Here is a 15,893-nt window from a genome sequence, read left to right as displayed (position 1 = left end):
AATCTACTGCGCGGCCCGTGGCAGGCGCTGCGGTGCTCGCCGTACGCATGTACGGCTGCGCTCCTCGCACCTGCCACGGGCCGCTCGCTACGATTTCTTCGCACCTTCCGAGACGCTGTTAAAACAATCCGCCTTGGGCTTGCGCTTCCAGCAGCTTGCGCACTGGCGCGGGCGTGCCTACCGCGTCCAGATCGTCCAGCGAAAGCCAGCGCAGCGCGGGGCCGCTATCTGCGTCACGCACTGCGAGGCCGGTGACGTCGACGCGGATGGCGCGGATCAGCAGGCGGAAGTGGGTGAAGACATGGGTGAGTTCGCCGACCATGTTGGCAGCGCCGGGATTGCCGAATTCACGAGCGCGCTCTAGCGCAGCGTCTTCGGCCAGCTCCGCATCGAAGGGCACGGTATCGACCGGCATTTCGGGCAGGCTCCACAGGCCGCCCCAGATGCCGCTGTCCGGGCGCAGCGCGAGCAGGACTTCGCGGCCGCGGCGGACCAGCAGCATCACGGTGCTGCGCTCGGGAATGGCGGCGCGCGGCTTTGGCGTGGGCAGCACGCCGGTCAGGCCGTCGCGGCGCGCCACGCAGTCGCTCGCCAGCGGGCATGACGCGGCGGCGGCGAGGCAAGCTGGCTTGCCGCGCGAGCATACGGTGGCGCCAAGGTCCATCACGCCCTGGGTGTAGGACACCATGTCCTCGGCTTGCGTGGGCCCCTTGGCTGGCAAGACCTCATCGGCAAGCTGCCACATGCGGTTCTCCACCGCCTTGACGCCGGGATGCCCATGGATGCCGAAGAACCTGGCAAAGACGCGCTTGACGTTGCCGTCCAGGATCGGCGAGCGCACGCCGGCGCTGAACGCGGCCACGGCCGCCGCGGTGGAGCGGCCGATGCCGGGGAGCGTCACCAGCACCTCGGGGTCGGTCGGGAACACGCCGCCATGCTCGCTCATCACGGCCTTGGCGCAGCGGTGCAGGTTGCGCGCGCGCGAGTAGTAGCCAAGCCCGGCCCACAGCGCCATCACCTCGTCCGCGCTGGCCTCGGCCAATGCAGCCACGGTTGGCAGGCGGCCGACGAAGCGCTGGAAATACTCGATCACCGCGCTGACCTGGGTCTGCTGCAGCATGATCTCGGACAGCCAGATGCGGTAAGGGTCGCGGGTGTTCTGCCAGGGCAGGTCATGGCGCCCGTGCATGCGCTGCCAGCCCACCACGCGCGCGGCGAAATCGGCGGGAACCGCGGCGGGGGGAAGATCGGAAGAAACGGCAGGAGAAGCAGCGGGCTTGCGGGGCATCGGGTACGTGACGGGTAAGGCAACAGGGCGACAGCGCCGGAGGCGGCGGCGCGTCATGATACCGCCTCGCCGCCACCGGCACTCGCGGCCAGCCTTGCGCCGGCCGCGCTTCAGGCCGCGAACGCCCTGAGCTGCCCCTCGTCGGCGTCCGGCTGCAGGATCCGCCTGGAGAAGGATTCGATGCGGCCGCTGCGATCGTCCAGGCCGTTGAGCACTTCCTCGAGCTGCGCGATGCGGCTCTCGAGCGTGTCGGTGGCCTCATGGATGCGCTCGATCGAATCGACCCGGCGGCGCAACTGCTTCTGGTGTTCGCGCACCTGCGCCTCCAGCGGCGTCATCACCGACTTGAGCCAGATCTCGATATCGCGGTTCAGATCGCGGAAGGTTTCCAGCACGCGGGTCGCGATGGTGGAAAACGCGCTCTGCACCAGCTGCGGGCGCGTGCGCGTGAGCATGTTCATGGCACCGAAGTGCGTGTGGGCCAGCGCCAGCGTCTGCTGCAGTTCGCTGACGTAGCGCGCGGTGACGAACTGGATCGGCGCGGGCAGCGTAAAGCCATGCTCGGCATTGAAGCGGCGGTACATGCTGTCGGTGAGCTGGTGGAGCTGGGCGATCTTCTGGTCCGCCTCGCTGACCAGTTCGCCAAGCCGCGTGAACAAGGCGTCCATGTCCTCGCGCATGCCGCGCGAGAAGAAACGCTCCTTCATCTGCTCGCGGCGCTCGCGCATGGTGCGGCGCACGTCGCGCAGCTGCAGGCTCTTGATGATGTCGGCGCTATGGCGCCCGAATACCAGCCGCAGCGCCTGGAACTTGGCGATGCTCTGCTCGAACTCTTCCTTCTCGGACTGCACGCGCATCAGCATGTGCTTGACCATCGCGTGGTTCTTGCCGCGCAGGCCGCGCAGCTCGAACAACTGCTCGACGATGCTGCGGCGGCGGCTTTGCAGCAGTTGCTGCGCGCCGCGTGCCATCTCCTCCACCGAGCGCTGCACCTGGTCGGCGACGATCTCGCGCCGCTGCGGGATCAGCTGGTCCGACAGCACGTGCTCGAATTGCGGCAGGCCGCTGCGCGCCAGCAGGTCGGCGTCGTTAGTGACCTTGGCCACCAGGCCCTTCTGCGCCGACACCGGATAGACGCGCGACTCGTCGATGCCCAGCACATGGGCGCTGGTTGTGACCTGGCGCGTGATCTCGGCCGCGGTCTCGGCGGGCGACTTGAGCGGGTCCCACAGGCCATCGATCTTGTTCAACACGGCCAGGCAGCCCTTGCGGTGGCCTGCGCTCACATGGCTGCGCCAGAGGTCGAGGTCGCTCTTGGTCACGCCGGCGTCGGCCGCCAGCATGAACACAACGACATGCGCGTCCGGGATCAGGCGCAGCGTCAGCTCGGGCTCGGTGCCGATCGCGTTGAGGCCAGGCGTATCGAGGATGACCAGGCCCTGGCGCAGCAGCGGATGCGGGAAGTTGATGACCGCGTGGCGCCAGCGGGAAATCTCGACCATGCCGTCGGCATCGAGCGCGTAGGCGGCGTCGGGATCGTTCTCGTTGTACAGGCCGAGCGACTCGGCCATCTCGCGCGTGACCCGGTTGGTCTCGACCACATGCCGGAACGCATCCAGCATGCCGTCGGGCGACGAGGGGTCGAGCGGCACGGTATGCCAGTGCGCGTCGACGTCAAGGAAATCGGCGGTGGAAGCTTCCTGCAGGCGCGTCTCGATCGGCAGCAGCCGGATGCACGGTGCCTCGGCTTCGTCGTAGCGCAGCTCGGTCGGGCACATCGTGGTGCGCCCGGCGGAAGACGGCAGGATGCGACGGCCGTAGTCGGCAAAGAAGATTGCGTTGATCAGCTCGCTCTTGCCCCGCGAGAACTCCGCGATGAACGCCACCTTGAGCCGGTCGCTCTTGAGCACGCCCTGGATGCGCTGGACGCGTTCGTCGGCCTGGGCGTCGTAGAGATCGTGCTGCTGGAGCCAGGAGCGGAATTCGGCCAGGGAGTTGAGTACCCCGGTTCTCCAGGCGCCGTATTGTTCGAATTGAAGGGCGAGGGTTGTCATTGGCACTGGGATCGGCTTGGCGAAAAGCCCCCGCGACGGCGCTGCAGGCCTGGCATCTTGATGTCCGATGGCCGGCACCCGGGCGGTGACATGGTGTCTTTGTAACACTTTTTTACGTTCTTCAAGATACAGGTTTACGGCGGACTTTTGTGAAATTCGAGCCGCCCGCCGCCTCCCCTGTTGCGCCGGGCCATCGGGTTGGCACCACATTCGCGGGAAGATAGGCAATCGTCACTCTCGTGCGGGCTGCGGCACGAGAGCCACCGGCACGCCCCCGCCGGACTCAGCGTTGGCAGGTCGGGCAATAGAACGTCGAGCGCTGCCCCTGGACGATCTGCCGGATGGTGGTGCCGCAGACCCGGCATGGATGGCCGGCGCGGTCGTACACGGCGCAATCCAGCTGGAAATAGCCACTGCTGCCATCGCTGCCGACAAAGTCGCGCAAGGTGCTGCCGCCGCGCTCGATCGCGCGGGCCAGCGTGTCGCGCACGGCCTCGGCAAGGCGCTCGCAACGCGCCAGGGACAAGCGCCCGGCCGGCGTGGTGGGGCGGATGCCAGCGGCAAACAGGCTTTCCGACGCATAGATATTGCCCACGCCCACCACGATGTCGCCGGCAAGAAGCACGGTCTTGATGGCCGCGCTGCGCCCACGTCCCAGCCGGTAGAGCCAGGCCCCGTCGAAGCGTGGGTCGAAAGGCTCGATGCCAAGCTTGCTCAGCAGCGGATGGGTCGGCAATTGCGACTCTTCGAGCAGGCTCCACAGCACCGCGCCAAAGCGCCGCGGATCGCGGAAGCGCAGCACTAGTCCAGTGCCGGCGCCGGACCGCGCATCGCCCGGGCCGTCCGGGTCGGCGAGGACGAGGTCAAGGTGATCGTGCGTGCCCGGCGGCGGCGCCTGCGGCAGCACCCGCAACGTGCCGGTCATGCCAAGGTGGATCAGCAGCCATCCGGGGGCCTCCCCGTCCGGGCGCACGCACTCCAGCAGCAGGTACTTGCCACGCCGCTCGATGCGCGCGATCACCCGCCCGGCCAGCTGCGACTCCAGGTCCGGCTCGACCGGCCAGCGCAGGCCGCGATGGCGCACCACCACTTCGGCAATGCGCCGCCCAACCACATGCGGCAGCAAGCCGCGCCGGGTCACTTCGACCTCCGGCAACTCAGGCATCGAACCTCTCCCTTTTGTGCCACTCAAACCGCCAGAGACCCCAGCCGTGCTAGTGCCATGCGGATAAGCAAAGCATTGTAGCGGCAGGCTACAATGCCTTTACCTTCCCCATCGCCTTTGAGTGCTGGAGTACCCACCCACATGTCGGACCGCCTGGACCGTACCCCGATGACCACCGCTCAATTTATTTCTCCCCGGCGGCCGCTGCGTCACAGGCTCGCGGCCACGGCTGCGGCCGCGGTAGCAGTCTGCGCGCTGGCGCCGCTCGCCAGCCATGCCGCGTCCGCGGACGGCAAGCCCGCGATGAAGGTCGCCGCGGAGGCCACCACGCCAATCCGCTCGAACCCGCTGCCGCCGAAGATGCCCCTGCCGGCGGTGCCGCTGACCGCGGACATCCTCTACCGGGTGCTGGCCGCGGAAATCTCCACCCAGCGCGGCGTGGTTGGCCCCGCTTACCAGACGTACGTTGAGCTGGCCCGCAATACGCGCGACCCGCGCTTTGCGCAGCGAGCCACCGAGATCGCATTCAATGCCCGCAGCGCCCAGCAAGCGCTTGACGGCGCGCGGCTGTGGACCGAGCTTGCGCCGACCTCCGCCGGTGCGCGGCAAGTGCTGTCGACCCTGCTGGTCCTGAGCGGCCGATGGGACGAAGCCGAGCCCCTGCTGGCCCTGCAGCTCAATGGCGTGCCGCCGAGCCACCGGCCGGAGGCCATCCTGCAGATGCAGCAACAGCTTTCGCGCACCAGCGATCCGGCCGGGGCCGCCGCGCTGCTGCAGCGCCTGGTGGCCAACGACCTGAAGTCGGCCGAGGCCCACCTTGCCCTCGCGCGCGCCAAGGAAACCGCCAACGACATTCCCGGCGCCCTGGCCGAGCTCGACGAGGCCCAGAAGATCCGCCCCGACTTCGAAGCCGCTGCGCTGATGGCCGCCGAGCTGCGTGCCGACAGCGCGCCGGACCAGGCCATTGCCGGGCTGAAGGCGTTCGTCAACAAGGCCCCGGCCTCGGTCAACGGGCACATCACGCTGGCCCGCCTCTACCTGCAGCAAAACGACCTGCAAGCCGCGCGCTCGGAGTTCGAGACGCTGCGCACGATCGCGCCGAAGGATCCGCGCGTGCCGCTCGCCCTCGGCCTGACCAGCCTGCAGTCCAAGCGCTATGACGAAGCCGAGCTGTACCTGAAGGAGTACCTGCAGCTCGCCGAGCAAGTGCCGGCGGCCAGCCCGGATATCGCCTACCAGTACCTGGCGCAGATCGCCGAGGAAAAGAAGGACTATCCGGCGGCCGTGGCCTGGCTCGACCGCATCGACGACGCCCGGCTCGCGCCGGCGGCAGCCGTCAAGCGCGCGCAGTTGCTGGGCCGCATGGGCAAGCTCGACGACGCCCAGGCGGTATTCAACGACATGCTGGCCGATGCCGAGGATATTCCCGAGCCCGACCAGCGCGCGCAGCGCATGACCGCGATCCGCCAGGCCGAAGTCGGCATGCTGATCGACGCCAAGTCCTATGACCGCGCCCGCAAGGTGCTGGAGGAACGCGCCGCGGCGGAGCCGGACAACTCGGACTGGGTCTATGAGCTCGCCATGCTCGATGAGCGCGAGAAGCGCTACGACAGCATGGAAAAGCTGCTGCGCCGCGTGATCGCCATGCAGCCGGAAGCCAAGCAAGGCTATAACGCGCTGGGCTATTCGCTTGCGGACCGCAACGTGCGCCTGCCCGAGGCCCTCAAGCTGCTGGAAAAGGCCTCCGCGCTGGGCCCGGACGATCCCTACATCATGGATAGCCTGGCCTGGGTCAAATTCCGCCTGGGCCAGTTGCAGCCGGCCGCCGAACTGCTGCGCAACGCTTACGCCAAGGCGCCCGAGGCCGAAATCGGTGCCCACCTCGGCGAGGTGCTGTGGCAACTCGGCCAGCAGGACGAAGCCCGCAAGACCTGGACCGAAGCCGCCAAAATCGAGCCGGATAACGTCATCCTGATCGACACCCTGCGCCGCTACAACGTGCCGCTCTCCGCGCTGTCCAAGTAGCACCCTGCCGTCCGCAGCCGTCACGCAGCAAACAGATCACCCGCAATCATCCGCCGCCCGGCCCTCGCGCCGGGCCGGCAGCCCGGCGCCCGGCGGCGCCGGCGCGCACGCCAAACGCCATGCCCACATCCCGACGCCTTGCCCTGCTCTGCCTGAGCGCCCCCCTATGGCTCGCCGCCTGCGCCAGCATCACGCCCACGCGGCAGTTCGACGCTGGCGAGACCGCCCAGCCACGCGAGCTCAGCGGCCGTTTCGCCGCCAACTACGTGCGCTACGGCCGCGATGAAGGCGTGCAGGGCAGCTTCCAATGGCATGAGCAAGGCCGCAATGTGCGCCTGGACCTGATCTCGCCGCTGGGCCAGACCCTGGCCGTGGTCACTTCCACGCCTTCGGGCGCCACGCTCGACCTGCCCAACCAGGCACCGCGCAACGCGCCCGAGGTCGACACCTTGCTGGAAGAAGCGCTTGGCTTCTCGCTGCCGGTGGCGGGCCTGCGCGACTGGCTTCACGCCCGCCCCGCGCCCGGCAGCCCGGCGCGCACCACGCGCGACGACAGCGGACGCCTGGCTACCCTGGCGCAGAACGGCTGGACCGTACGCTACGTAGCGTGGCAGGAAGCCTCGCCCACGACGCCATCCACACCATCCACCGCGGCCGCGGCCGCGGCACGCCCGCGCCGCATCGACCTGGCACGCGACGGCCAAGCCAACCCGCTCTCGGTACGCCTCGTCATCGATCCGGAGCAAGCACAATGAGTACGGCCCGCCCCCTGCCGCCGCCGGAGCTGCGCAACTGCCCGGCGCCCGCCAAGCTGAATCTCTTCCTGCATGTGACCGGACGCCGCGCGGACGGCTACCACACGCTGCAGACGGTTTTCCAACTGGTGGACTGGAGCGATACGCTGGACTTTTGCCGCCGCGACGATGGCCGCATCGAGCGCATCAGCGACGTGCCGGGCGTGCCGGTGGAGAGCGACCTCATCGTGCGTGCCGCTCGGGCCTTGCAGCAGGCTAGCGGCACCGGCTTTGGCGCGGACATCGCCATTGCCAAGCGGCTGCCGATGGGCGGCGGCATCGGCGGCGGATCTTCGGATGCGGCGACCACGCTGCTAGCGCTGAATCATCTGTGGGGGCTGGGGCTGAGCCGCGACGAGCTCAAGCGCATCGGCCTTGCGCTAGGTGCCGACGTGCCGTTCTTCGTGCATGGAGAAAACGCGTTCGCGCAAGGGATTGGCGAGGAGCTGACGACGGTCGAATTGCCCGACAGTTGGTTCGTGATCATCCATCCGCGCCAGCATGTTCCGACCGTGGCAATTTTTTCGGACAAGCGCTTGACAAGGGATACAGCGATCACCATAATAGCGGACTTCACTGGATGCACAAACAAGTTCGGTTTCGGTCGCAACGACCTGGAAGCGATAGCAACAGTGAAGTTCGGCGAAGTTGCCCGAGCCCTTGAATGGTTGAGACAGTACAGTCCACATGCAAGGATGACCGGTTCCGGAGCCTGCGTGTTTGCCCGATTTAACGACGAGCAAACTGCGCAGCAGGTACTAGACCGGTTGCCTCCCGAATGGGATGGCAGGTGTGCGAAGAGTTTATCGCAACACCCACTCGCAACGCTCGCATAAAAGTTTTTCGTTCGGCGTCGCAGGCAGTTGAATGTGACGATGGACGTACCCGGTTGTGTAGGGGAGTCGCCAAGTTGGTCAAGGCACCGGATTTTGATTCCGGCATTCGAAGGTTCGAATCCTTCTTCCCCTGCCATTACATCCTACAGTGTCCTAATGGACCTGCACGAAAAGCTGCCGGCACTAGCCGGCAGCAATCGTTCCCCCTCCAGCAGCAAGACAGGTGCACCGAATGAGCAGCGAAGGCTTGATGGTTTTTACCGGCAACGCCAACCCCAAACTCGCGGAGGCTGTCGTGCAGCACCTCGGCATCCCGCTCGGGAAAGCCCAGGTCGGCCGGTTCTCCGACGGCGAAGTCCAAGTTGAAATCCAGGAAAATGTTCGCGGCAAGCACGTCATCGTGCTGCAGTCCACCTGCGCGCCGACCAACGACAACCTGATGGAACTGATGGTGATGGTCGATGCGCTCAAGCGCGCCTCGGCACGCAGCATCACCGCCGCCATGCCCTACTTCGGCTATGCCCGCCAGGATCGCCGCCCGCGTTCGGCGCGCGTCGCGATCTCGGCCAAGGTGGTAGCCAACATGCTGGAAGTTGCCGGCGTCGAGCGGGTCCTGACCATGGACCTCCACGCCGACCAGATCCAGGGCTTCTTCGATATCCCGGTTGATAACATCTACGCCTCCCCGGTTCTGCTGGGCGACCTGCGCGAGAAGAACTACGGCAATCTGCTGGTGGTCTCGCCCGACGTCGGCGGCGTGGTGCGCGCCCGTGCGCTGGCCAAGCAGCTGAACTGCGACCTGGCCATCATCGACAAGCGTCGCCCCAAGGCCAATGTGGCCGAAGTGATGAACATCATCGGTGAAGTCGACGGCCGCAACTGCGTGATCATGGATGACATGATCGACACCGGCGGCACCCTGTGCAAGGCTGCCCAGGTGCTCAAGGAACGCGGCGCGCTGAAGGTATTCGCTTACTGTACCCATCCGGTCCTGTCCGGCGGCGCGGCTGCCCGCATCGCCGACTCCGAGCTGGATGAAGTGGTGGTGTGCGACACGATTCCGCTGCGCGACGATGCCATCCAGTCCGGCAAGATTCGCCAGCTCTCGACCGCATCGCTGCTGGCAGAGACCTTTACCCGGATCGTCAAGGGCGACTCGATCATGTCGCTGTTTGCCGATTCCTGATAGAATTCAAGGCTTTACCGCGTTTGCGGCTGTTTTTTGGGGGTAAGACCCCAATTACGGCCCGTGGCGAGGTTCATCGGGCTGTCTGGTCGCGGACAGCCCTCTTACATTTGGAGTCATCATGAAAGTAGTAGCCTTCGAGCGTAGCGTACAGGGAACGGGTGCGAGCCGCCGCCTGCGCAACGCCGGCAAGACCCCCGGCATCATCTATGGCGGCGCAGCCGAGCCCAAGATGATCGAACTCGATCACAACGCGCTGTTCCACGCGCTGAAGAAAGAAGCATTCCACTCGTCGATTCTCGACCTCGAAGTGGAAGGCAAGGCTGAGAAGGCCCTGCTGCGCGCTTTCCAGATGCACCCGTTCAAGCCGCTGGTCCTGCACGTTGACTTCCAACGCGTGTCGGCCACCGACAAGATCCACGTCAAGGTGCCGCTGCACTTCATGAACCAGGAAAACGCCCCGGGCGTGAAGCTGGGCCATGGCATCGTCAACCACATCCTGAATGAACTGGAAGTGTCGTGCCTGCCGGCCGACCTGCCTGAGTTCATCGAAGTGGACCTGGGCAATGCAGAACTGGGCCAGACCCTGCACCTGTCCGACGTGAAGCTGCCGAAGGGCGTGAGCGCCATCACCCACGGTGACGAAAACCCCACTATCGCCAGCATCTCGCTGCCGGCCGGTGGCGTGTCGGAAGCCGCCGAAGGCGAAACGCCTGCTGCCTGAGTACCCTGAACGCAGCCCTCGGGCTGTGCGACAGGACGGCTCTCGCAGCCGCAAGAAAAAACCGCCGGCGCGTCCGGCGGTTTTTTTTTCGTGCCGAGGATCGCGTATGCTTGCCTCTGCCGGCACACCCGCGAACCGCAGATTTCCTGTTTGGCCCGCTTGCGGCCAAACCCAGCCGCGATGCGAAGCGAGCCGTGGCGGTGTTAGTTGCCGTATGGGGCGCCTCGTGGGCACGAGGGGGTGTCGCCCCATCCGGCGCGCCTTCTTTGCCTACTTTCTTGGCAAACAAGAAAGTAGGTCGCCGCCCCGCAGGGGTGGTGAAACTGCAGTTGATTTTGACTTTGCAGTTGCAGTTGCAGCCAAGCAGTTAGCCAAGCAGTTGCCAGCCGCCCCGCGCATCGTGCGCCGAGCCCCATCAACCAAGTAGTGCAACGCATGATCAAACTCATCGTCGGCCTCGGAAACCCCGGGGCGGAATACGAAGCCACACGCCACAATGCCGGCTTCTGGCTGGTCGACCAGCTGGCCCGCATGGGGGGCGTCACCCTGCGCGTGGAAGGCCGCTTCCACGGGCTGGCCGCGCGCGCCAGGCTGTGGGACCAGGAGATCTGGCTGCTCAAGCCGTCCACCTTCATGAACCGCTCCGGGCTGTCGGTGGTGTCGCTCGCGCGCTTCTACAAGATCCTGCCGGACGAGATCCTGGTGGCCCATGATGAGATGGACCTGCCGTCCGGCACCGTCAAGCTCAAGCGTGGCGGCGGCGCGGGCGGCCACAATGGCCTCAAGGATATTTCAGCGCACCTGACCACCCAGGAGTACTGGCGCCTGCGCATTGGCGTCGGCCATCCGCGCAATTCGGCGGGTGGTGCCGGCGAGCGCGAGGATGTGATCAATTTTGTGCTGAAGCCGCCGCGCCGCGAGGAACAGCAGGCCATCGACGAGGCGATCGACCGCAGCATCGCACCGCTGGGATTGCTCGCAAAGGGCGAGTCCGAGCGCGCCATGATGGAACTGCACACGGGACGCTAAGACCCCCGTGCACCAACAAAAAACCCCGCCACCTTTCGGTGACGGGGTTTTTTATTGCCGCATTGCCGTCCTGAGCCCAAGCAATCGCTTCAGGCCACCCGCTTCGCAGCGGTAAGCAGCCGGTAGCGATCCATCAGGATCTCGCGCGTCTCGATCCGGTTGGGATCGTGCGGGATGCAAGCCACAGGGCAAACCTGCTGGCATTGCGGCTCGTCGAAGTGCCCGACGCATTCGGTACATTTGTTGGGGTCGATCTCATAGATCTCGGGCCCCATCGAAATGGCTTCGTTTGGGCACTCCGGCTCACAAACGTCGCAATTGATGCAGTCGTCGGTGATCAATAGTGCCATGGTGTTTCCTTTAAACCCGACATGCCCCGCGCCCGACTGGCCGCGCCTGACATGTCGCAAGACTCTATTTTATTCCGCTTTGCTGCTGATCTTCTCCGCGAGCCAGCGTTCGACCGAGGGAAATACAAATTTGCTGACATCCCCGCCAAGCACCGCGATCTCGCGCACAAACGTGCCGGAGATGAACTGATACTGGTCGGACGGCGTCAGGAACATGGTTTCCACGTCCGGCAGCAGGTAGCGGTTCATGCCCGCCATCTGGAACTCGTACTCGAAGTCGGAGACCGCGCGCAAACCCCGCACGATCACGCGCGCGTTGTTCTTGCGGACAAAATCCTTGAGCAGGCCGGAGAAACCTTCGACGCGCACATTGGGATAGTGGCCCAGGACTTCACGGGCGATGCCTATGCGCTCTTCCAGCGAAAAGAACGGGCGCTTGTTCGGGCTATGCGCCACGCCGACCACGAGCTCATCGAAGATGTTGGATGCTCTGCGCACCAGATCCTCGTGGCCCCGGGTCATTGGATCGAAAGTGCCGGGATAGACCGCGACGACCATGCTTCCTCCTTGTTCTGCCCGCTGCCGGCCCTGGATGGACCGATCGACCCCGCCCACTATGGTGAGGGCTGGAGCCAAGGCTGCGTGACGAGCGTTGGCGACAGCGGCGTAGTGTAACTCTAAACGCGGCACTTGCAAGCCGCCACATTACGGTTTCGCCGCGCTGCCGCATTTTGCGTGGGGGTGGCCGGTCACAATGCTCGCGGCCATCCCGTGTTCAAAGGTTCCTGTGCTGCAGCAAATGGAAATGCACCGCGCCGGCCCGCGCATGCCGCACGATCTCCAGCGCCGCGGGCACCGGGGCGTCGGGGCCGCTCAGGGCGCGATCCGTTTCCACATACACGGCGCCGCCTGGACGTGACAGCCGCGCCGCATGCTCCAGCGCGGGGCCAAGCCAGTCTTCGGCAAAGGGCGGATCGAGGAACACCACGTCGAAGCTGGCCGACGGCATCTGCGCCGCCGTAGCGAATGCGTCACCTTGCACCACCCGGATCTGCTGGGCGTCGAGCCGGTACTGGTTGTCCCGCAGTTGCTTGGCCACGCGCGGATTGGCTTCGACCATGGTGACCTGCTGGGCACCTCGGGAGGCGGCCTCGAAACCCAGTGCGCCGGAGCCCGCAAACAGATCGAGGCACGCCAGCCCGGACATGTCCTGCCCCAGCCAGTTGAACAGGGTCTCACGCACGCGGTCAGGGGTGGGACGCAGGCCTTCGGCGTCGAGCACGGGCAGTGGCGTGCGCTTCCACTTGCCGCCAATGATACGGACCTGGGCAGGAGACTGCCGCGGCGAGGAGGATGGGGATCGCCCGCTGGCGGCGGGCGAGGGAGATCGGGTACGCGAATTCATGCCGTGATTGTAGAGCCTGTGGCGCGGAAAAGCGCAAGCGCCGGGAACGCCCCCCGGCGCCGGCGCCTGTCACTTCGCTATTCCGGTCCACCCACGATGACGGTCGCCATGGCGTCCGGGAACACGTGGCGCTGGAAGGCTTCGCGGACCTGGGTACGGGTGACCTTGCCGATCTGCGCGGTCCAGGTGTCAAGGTAATCCAGCGGCAGCCGGTACCAGCCGATATTGGCCACATTGGTCAGCAGCTTGCGGTTGCTGTCGATGCGCAGCGGGAAGCCGTTGACCAGATTGTCCTTGGCGGCCTTCAGTTCGGTGTCGGTGGGGCCTTCCGCCACGTACTGCGCCAGCACCTTGCGCACCAGCGCCAGGGCTTCGTTGGTCTGCGCCTTCTTGGTCTGCAGGCTGATGCCGAAGGGCCCTGCCTGCTTGGCCGGCGCGAAGTAGCTGTCGACGCCGTAGGTCAGGCCCCGCTTTTCCCGCACCTCATCGGTCAGGCGCGAGCTGAAGCCGCCGCCGCCGAGCACGTAGTTGCCCACCAGCAGGGCAAAGTAGTCGGGATCGCCACGCGCGATGGCGGGCTGGCTGATTGCTACCGTAGCCTGCTGCGCCGGATGCGGCACGCGCTGCTCGCTGGCCGGGATCTTGAGCTGCACGGGAGGCATCGTGGACGGCGTGGCGCCAGCTGGCAGGCCGCGCGTCAGTTGCTCGGCGATGGTCTCGGCCTGCTTGCGGTCGATGGCGCCGATCAGCGTCACGACGGCGCGCGACGCGGCGAAATTATCTCGCCAGAAGCGCTCGATATCGGCCCGCGTGATCGACTCGACACTGGCCACGGTCGGCGACACGCCATACGGATGCGATGGATAGATCGCGCGCGACACCATCTTGTCGGCGATCACGCCGGGCTTGGTGTCGGCCTCGCGGATGGCGGTGATCAGGCGTTGCTTTTCGCGCGCCACCACGGCATCCGGGTAGGCCGGCGCCTTGATCAACTGCCCGGCCAGCGCGAGCGACTGGCTGAGTTCCGGCTCGGAGGTCAGCGTGCGCAGGCCGACGCCGCCGCGATCGCTGCTGGCGGCGCCGCCGAAGTCGGCACCGGTGTCGGCGAAGGCGTCGGCCACCTGTGCTTCATTGCGGGCCGGCTGGCCATCCTGCGCGGCCGCGCCCTTGTCGAGCAGAGCCGAGGCGAGCGTGGCAAGGCCGGCCTTGCCGGCCGGGTCGTAGCGGCTGCCGGCGTCAAAATCCATATTGACGTCGAGCATGGGGATGGACGGGCTGCGCACGAAATACACGCGGGCGCCGGTGGAGGTGGTCCACTGCTCGATCGGGATCGCAGCCAGCGCGGCCTGCGAGGCGATCAGGGCAAGCGCACCGCAAGCCGCGCCTGCCAGGCGACGCAACAGGCGTGGCGACGGGATCGTCGGGGCAAAGAGGGGCATCATGGGTCCTGTCCTCTAGAGAGCTCAGCGGAGCGAGTCGGCGGCGGCCGGAGCCTTTGCCTTGTTCGGGTCGATCGGCTGCGGCAGCAGGGTTGCCACGGTCAGGTTATCGTCGTTGAAGTACTTGCCAGCCACCGCCTGCACCTGCTCCGGCGTGACGGCCTTGATCTTGTCGAGCATGCGGTCAATCTGGCGCCAGGAAATGCCGGCGATCTCGGCCACGCCGATCTCCATGCCTTGCCCGAACACCGAGTCGCGCTTGTAGATCTGCGCCGCCACCACCTGCGCCTTGACCCGCTTGAGCTCTTCGGGCGAGACGCCTTCGCGCGCAATGCGGGCGATCTCGTCGCGCAGCGCGCGCTCGATCTCCTCGGTGGTGTGGCCCGTGGCCGGCGTGCCGTCGAGCACCATCAGGGACTCGCCGCGGTTGATGCTGTCGTAGCCCACGTTGACGTCGTCGGCGATGCGGCGCTTGCGCACCAGGTCGCGCGTCAGGCGGGCGTTGTCGTAGCCATTGAGCACGGCGGAGAGGACTTCCAGCGCGTAGGGATCGACGTCCTTCTCGACATCGTGCAGGCGCGGCACCTTGTACGCCATCACCACGTAGGGGTTCTCGGCCGGGGCCTTGACCCAGATCCGCTTGATGCCCTTTTGCGCGGGCTCAAGCTGGTTCTTGCGCAGCGGCAGCGGGCGGGCCTTGAGCTTGCCGTAGGTGCGCTCCGCCAGCGCCTTGACCTCGGCCGCCGTGACGTCGCCCGTCACCACCAGCAGCGCGTTGTCCGGCACGTACCAGTTCTTGTACCAGGCCTGCACGTCTTCCACGCGCATGTTGACCAGGTCGTCCGGCCAGCCGATCACGGGATGCCGGTAGGGCGCGGCGGTGTAGACGGTGGCCAGCAACTGCTCATAGACGGTGCCGCGCGCGGAGTCGTCCGTGCGCAGGCGCCGCTCTTCCGTCACGACCTTCATTTCCCGGTCGAACTCATCCTTCTTGATGATGAGATTGGCCATGCGGTCGGCTTCCAGCTCCATCATCTTCGGCAGGTACTGCTTGCTGATCTGCTGGTAGTAGAGCGTGAAATCGCGGTTGGTCATGGCGTTCTCGCGCCCGCCCAATGCCGCGATCTGCTTGGAAAACTCCCCCGGGCCGACCTTTGGTGTACCCTTGAACATCATGTGTTCAAGCATGTGCGCCACGCCCGTGGTGCCGCTGACCTCGTCCACGCCGCCCGCGCGATACCAGATCTGGTGGGCTACGGTGGGCGCGCGATGGTCTTCCTTGACGATTACCCGCATGCCGTTGGACAGCTTGAACTCGGTGGTATCGGCCTGCGCCGCGGCAGTTTGCGCCGCGGTTGCCTGGCCGCTCGGCAACGGCGGCGCCACCACGGCGGTCTGCGCATAGGCAGCGCCGAACCAGGGCATCGCGATCAACAAAAGGGTGGGAACAAGGCGCCGGGAGAAAGCGGCCGGGCGAACAGCGCCGGCGCCGGCAAGATGCGAAGCGGTACGGGCGGCGCCCGACCTGGACCTGACAGCACAATGGTTCATGCGACCCCGTCTGCTAGAATTTTGGCGATTGATTCTACCGGGGTATT

14 protein-coding genes and 1 tRNA gene are annotated in these 15,893 nt (G+C 66.1%); 7 read left to right on the top strand and 8 right to left on the bottom strand.

From position 1 onward, the window contains the following. Positions 1 to 118 precede the first annotated feature (118 nt). From mutY to mutM, 3 genes are all read right to left on the bottom strand, one after another. The gene (gene mutY / locus ACGLHR_RS01555) at positions 119 to 1,288 is read right to left on the bottom strand and encodes an A/G-specific adenine glycosylase (protein ID WP_400091479.1); all 1,170 of its coding nucleotides are present in this window, start codon (positions 1,286 to 1,288) and stop codon (positions 119 to 121) included. Positions 1,289 to 1,398: 110 nt separating this feature from the next. Next, the gene (locus ACGLHR_RS01550; protein WP_400091477.1) at positions 1,399 to 3,342 is read right to left on the bottom strand and encodes a dynamin family protein; all 1,944 of its coding nucleotides are present in this window, start codon (positions 3,340 to 3,342) and stop codon (positions 1,399 to 1,401) included. Between the two features lie 283 nt (positions 3,343 to 3,625). Then, positions 3,626 to 4,507 (bottom strand): bifunctional DNA-formamidopyrimidine glycosylase/DNA-(apurinic or apyrimidinic site) lyase, encoded by an 882-nt coding sequence (mutM, locus tag ACGLHR_RS01545; RefSeq protein ID WP_400091475.1) that lies wholly within the window; start codon positions 4,505 to 4,507, stop codon positions 3,626 to 3,628. A gap of 141 nt (positions 4,508 to 4,648) precedes the next feature. On the opposite strand from mutM, the gene ACGLHR_RS01540 reads away from it, so the two are divergent. From ACGLHR_RS01540 to pth, 7 genes are all read left to right on the top strand, one after another. After that, complete coding sequence (locus ACGLHR_RS01540) at positions 4,649 to 6,532, top strand: tetratricopeptide repeat protein (protein ID WP_400091472.1); 1,884 nt, start codon at positions 4,649 to 4,651, stop codon at positions 6,530 to 6,532. A gap of 119 nt (positions 6,533 to 6,651) precedes the next feature. Then, complete coding sequence (lolB, locus tag ACGLHR_RS01535; protein ID WP_400091470.1) at positions 6,652 to 7,287, top strand: lipoprotein insertase outer membrane protein LolB; 636 nt, start codon at positions 6,652 to 6,654, stop codon at positions 7,285 to 7,287. Next, positions 7,284 to 8,162 carry a 4-(cytidine 5'-diphospho)-2-C-methyl-D-erythritol kinase gene (gene ispE, locus ACGLHR_RS01530; protein ID WP_318231594.1) on the top strand — a complete coding sequence of 293 codons (879 nt, stop codon included), beginning with the start codon at positions 7,284 to 7,286 and terminating at the stop codon, positions 8,160 to 8,162. Before lolB ends, ispE begins: the two co-directional genes overlap by 4 nt. 59 nt (positions 8,163 to 8,221) lie before the next feature. Then, positions 8,222 to 8,298 (top strand) — tRNA-Gln (locus ACGLHR_RS01525). Between the two features lie 96 nt (positions 8,299 to 8,394). Continuing rightward, positions 8,395 to 9,348, top strand: coding sequence for a ribose-phosphate pyrophosphokinase (locus ACGLHR_RS01520; RefSeq protein WP_017229695.1), 954 nt, complete (start codon positions 8,395 to 8,397; stop codon positions 9,346 to 9,348). 121 nt (positions 9,349 to 9,469) lie between these two features. Then, positions 9,470 to 10,072: a 50S ribosomal protein L25/general stress protein Ctc gene (locus tag ACGLHR_RS01515; RefSeq protein WP_267605409.1), complete on the top strand. Its 603-nt coding sequence runs from the start codon at positions 9,470 to 9,472 to the stop codon at positions 10,070 to 10,072. Positions 10,073 to 10,507: 435 nt separating this feature from the next. After that, positions 10,508 to 11,101, top strand: coding sequence for an aminoacyl-tRNA hydrolase (gene pth / locus ACGLHR_RS01510; protein ID WP_318231596.1), 594 nt, complete (start codon positions 10,508 to 10,510; stop codon positions 11,099 to 11,101). Between the two features lie 89 nt (positions 11,102 to 11,190). Here the strand turns inward: pth and ACGLHR_RS01505 are convergent, their stop codons facing one another. The 5 genes from ACGLHR_RS01505 to ACGLHR_RS01485 all read right to left on the bottom strand — a co-directional run bounded on the left by ACGLHR_RS01505 (position 11,191) and on the right by ACGLHR_RS01485 (position 15,846). Then, the gene (locus ACGLHR_RS01505; RefSeq protein ID WP_043343403.1) at positions 11,191 to 11,451 is read right to left on the bottom strand and encodes a YfhL family 4Fe-4S dicluster ferredoxin; all 261 of its coding nucleotides are present in this window, start codon (positions 11,449 to 11,451) and stop codon (positions 11,191 to 11,193) included. 69 nt (positions 11,452 to 11,520) lie between these two features. Further along, positions 11,521 to 12,009 carry a pantetheine-phosphate adenylyltransferase gene (coaD, locus tag ACGLHR_RS01500; RefSeq protein WP_267605405.1) on the bottom strand — a complete coding sequence of 163 codons (489 nt, stop codon included), beginning with the start codon at positions 12,007 to 12,009 and terminating at the stop codon, positions 11,521 to 11,523. 217 nt (positions 12,010 to 12,226) lie between these two features. Further along, positions 12,227 to 12,856 carry a 16S rRNA (guanine(966)-N(2))-methyltransferase RsmD gene (gene rsmD, locus ACGLHR_RS01495; protein ID WP_267605404.1) on the bottom strand — a complete coding sequence of 210 codons (630 nt, stop codon included), beginning with the start codon at positions 12,854 to 12,856 and terminating at the stop codon, positions 12,227 to 12,229. Positions 12,857 to 12,933: 77 nt separating this feature from the next. Further along, positions 12,934 to 14,295: a M16 family metallopeptidase gene (locus ACGLHR_RS01490; RefSeq protein WP_400091494.1), complete on the bottom strand. Its 1,362-nt coding sequence runs from the start codon at positions 14,293 to 14,295 to the stop codon at positions 12,934 to 12,936. Between the two features lie 24 nt (positions 14,296 to 14,319). After that, complete coding sequence (locus ACGLHR_RS01485; RefSeq protein ID WP_400091467.1) at positions 14,320 to 15,846, bottom strand: M16 family metallopeptidase; 1,527 nt, start codon at positions 15,844 to 15,846, stop codon at positions 14,320 to 14,322. Between the last annotated feature and the right edge of the window lie 47 nt (positions 15,847 to 15,893).

Origin of the sequence: Cupriavidus sp. CuC1, assembly GCF_044627735.1 — a bacterium.
GTDB lineage: Bacteria > Pseudomonadota > Gammaproteobacteria > Burkholderiales > Burkholderiaceae > Cupriavidus > Cupriavidus ulmosensis.
Note: the sequence above shows the minus strand (reverse complement) of the source record. Positions and strands in the feature narration are given on the sequence as shown.

Coding starts and splice junctions, on each gene's coding strand:
- ACGLHR_RS01490 (WP_400091494.1), bottom strand. CDS start 14,295: ATGCCCCTCTTTGCCCCGACGATCCCGTCGCCACGCCTGTTGCGTCGC.
- ACGLHR_RS01485 (WP_400091467.1), bottom strand. CDS start 15,846: ATGAACCATTGTGCTGTCAGGTCCAGGTCGGGCGCCGCCCGTACCGCT.
- lolB (WP_400091470.1), top strand. CDS start 6,652: ATGCCCACATCCCGACGCCTTGCCCTGCTCTGCCTGAGCGCCCCCCTA.
- ispE (WP_318231594.1), top strand. CDS start 7,284: ATGAGTACGGCCCGCCCCCTGCCGCCGCCGGAGCTGCGCAACTGCCCG.
- ACGLHR_RS01505 (WP_043343403.1), bottom strand. CDS start 11,451: ATGGCACTATTGATCACCGACGACTGCATCAATTGCGACGTTTGTGAG.
- rsmD (WP_267605404.1), bottom strand. CDS start 12,856: ATGAATTCGCGTACCCGATCTCCCTCGCCCGCCGCCAGCGGGCGATCC.
- coaD (WP_267605405.1), bottom strand. CDS start 12,009: ATGGTCGTCGCGGTCTATCCCGGCACTTTCGATCCAATGACCCGGGGC.
- mutY (WP_400091479.1), bottom strand. CDS start 1,288: ATGCCCCGCAAGCCCGCTGCTTCTCCTGCCGTTTCTTCCGATCTTCCC.
- ACGLHR_RS01540 (WP_400091472.1), top strand. CDS start 4,649: ATGTCGGACCGCCTGGACCGTACCCCGATGACCACCGCTCAATTTATT.
- pth (WP_318231596.1), top strand. CDS start 10,508: ATGATCAAACTCATCGTCGGCCTCGGAAACCCCGGGGCGGAATACGAA.
- ACGLHR_RS01550 (WP_400091477.1), bottom strand. CDS start 3,342: ATGACAACCCTCGCCCTTCAATTCGAACAATACGGCGCCTGGAGAACC.
- mutM (WP_400091475.1), bottom strand. CDS start 4,507: ATGCCTGAGTTGCCGGAGGTCGAAGTGACCCGGCGCGGCTTGCTGCCG.
- ACGLHR_RS01520 (WP_017229695.1), top strand. CDS start 8,395: ATGAGCAGCGAAGGCTTGATGGTTTTTACCGGCAACGCCAACCCCAAA.
- ACGLHR_RS01515 (WP_267605409.1), top strand. CDS start 9,470: ATGAAAGTAGTAGCCTTCGAGCGTAGCGTACAGGGAACGGGTGCGAGC.